Below are 1,954 nucleotides of genomic sequence, written 5' to 3' on the forward strand. Positions count from 1 at the left end.
TCATAATCCAACCCATATAGAGGAGCTTCCGTAGCAGCTATCCAAAACTGCAAGAGTCCTTTTTGGGGGTACAAAGTATTCTCCAGCAACTGCTCACAATTGATTTGCGCCAACATAAACAGCGGTTTGCCATTGACACTGGTAGGTAGAGTGCCGTCCTTAGGGATATAGGGTGTTCCACCAAATTTGCTATCGGTAAGGGCTAAGTTATCAGCTAAAGAGAGCGAAATACGAATCACCTCCCGCTGGGTAGTGGTGTTGAGGGCAGTAACGAATTGTTCGATCTGTGCTTGTGTTGGGGGCATATTTTTATTTTTTGAGTTGAGTTAGAAAAAAGTATAGTGACGTCTCCTATCCTCTACTCCCTAAAACCTGCTCCCTACAACTGCAATGTAATAGGGTCGTTATTTTCTGATTTGAGGGTAACGGCTTTGCTGGTTTTTAGTGTGTTTTTGGTTACATCATCACCTGAAAGGTTCTGCTTGTCCTGAGTGTAATAGACTACAAAATGATAGATTTCACGCTCATCAAATTTATCTACACTTAGGGTAAAAATAGCTTTACCATCGTCATCAGTAGCTGTCGACTGGGCATGGAAAGTAGGTCTTGAACCATTTTTATTTTCCCAAGCCCACTGGTTGTAGGCGTAGACTACCCAGTTTTTTAGTGCATTGCCATTGGCATCCTTTAAGTAGAGAGTTACATCTACTTTGCCTTCCAATTTCTTAATTTCTTCCTTGCTACAAGCCACGATAGCAAGTACAATCAATAGGGTTACGATTATTTTTTTCATTTGATTACTGGTATTTAGTTGTTAGACATTAGTTTTGAGAAGACAAAGATAGTAAAAATTTTTTTATATTTACACTTTGTCCTTAAAATTCAATAAAATAATGGTTATAAAGAGAGTTCCCTCCTATACGCCCCTTAATATTTTCGTTATAGAGGATAACATTGTGCATGTATTAATCTTCCAACAATTCGTCTAAATAATTTACTAAATCATCTGCGACATCTTCGAGTATTTGTTGGCGATAATACTTATTGCTCTGTATTCTTTCTAAAACACTTACATATTGTACTACATCGTAGGAATCTAAAGTATAGGCTAAGTAGTACAGTTCTCTTACTTCCTTTTCTTTTAGATAGTAAAGATCATTGAAAAGCATCGTTGATATATCAGTTACAACAATGTATTGTAACACTTTTCCTTCATTGAGAATAAAATAAAGATTTTCCGTAATCTTTAAAATCACCAAATCTAATAGTTTATTACAATTGGTATAACTAAATACAAGGTTATCTTCACATAAGTACGAACGTGTATGAGTATAATCATCTATTTCAAAAGTAAAATCCTCTCGTGAAAGAGTGGTGAGTGTTGTAGGTTTTTGTTCTTTCAATAAGAAGGAGGGTAGAGAGGGAAGTATACAACTCCCTACATTGTGTTGCAAGGTAATATTCACACCACTAAGGTGATTATTGATATCAAAGAAAAATACATCGCCCGCTTCTTCTAAGCAAGTGTCGCTTTTTCCCCATTCCAAAAGTAGGGTTCTATTGATGATTTTATTCATAAAATTATATCTTTAGCCCTGATAATTATCTTCCCAATGAAAAAATATATTGTCAAACTTACAATTATCCAAATCTTCAGAGCTGATAAAGAAGTTAGCTACACCTCCGAAATTTCCCCAACAAATCTCTTCTCCTTCTATGTTATCAATATCTATTTGCAGAAGCAAGAAAGTATGAGGGTCATTTTCTTCACGAGGATCATACTCAATAAAGTAAGGATAACCTCCTATTTTGTGTCCAGTAGGTTCTTTCAGTAGATAGGCATTGATTTCCTCACAGATATCATCAGGTACTTCATCAAAAAACTCATCAATGGTAGTTATATGAGTTGAAAAGGTTTCGTTCCATTTCTCAAAAAAGAGTTGGGTAGCAGCCC

4 protein-coding genes are annotated in these 1,954 nt (G+C 35.8%); all 4 read right to left on the minus strand.

The features are described from left to right. Window positions 1-305, minus strand: a 305-nt coding sequence (locus CAPGI0001_RS10215; RefSeq protein WP_002669615.1) for a DUF1963 domain-containing protein, incomplete at its 3' end; no start/stop codon positions are given. A gap of 74 nt (window positions 306-379) precedes the next feature. Then, window positions 380-793: a hypothetical protein gene (locus CAPGI0001_RS10220; protein WP_002669616.1), complete on the minus strand. Its 414-nt coding sequence runs from the start codon at window positions 791-793 to the stop codon at window positions 380-382. Between the two features lie 172 nt (window positions 794-965). Next, window positions 966-1,577 (minus strand): hypothetical protein, encoded by a 612-nt coding sequence (locus CAPGI0001_RS10225; protein ID WP_002669620.1) that lies wholly within the window; start codon window positions 1,575-1,577, stop codon window positions 966-968. 12 nt (window positions 1,578-1,589) lie between these two features. Further along, window positions 1,590-1,954: DUF1963 domain-containing protein (locus CAPGI0001_RS10230; RefSeq protein ID WP_002669618.1), on the minus strand; the 365-nt coding region annotated here is incomplete at its 5' end.

Source organism: Capnocytophaga gingivalis ATCC 33624 (genome assembly GCF_000174755.1).
In the GTDB taxonomy this organism is placed as follows: Bacteria; Bacteroidota; Bacteroidia; order Flavobacteriales; family Flavobacteriaceae; genus Capnocytophaga; species Capnocytophaga gingivalis.

Coding starts and splice junctions, on each gene's coding strand:
- CAPGI0001_RS10220 (WP_002669616.1), bottom strand. CDS start 793: ATGAAAAAAATAATCGTAACCCTATTGATTGTACTTGCTATCGTGGCT.
- CAPGI0001_RS10225 (WP_002669620.1), bottom strand. CDS start 1,577: ATGAATAAAATCATCAATAGAACCCTACTTTTGGAATGGGGAAAAAGC.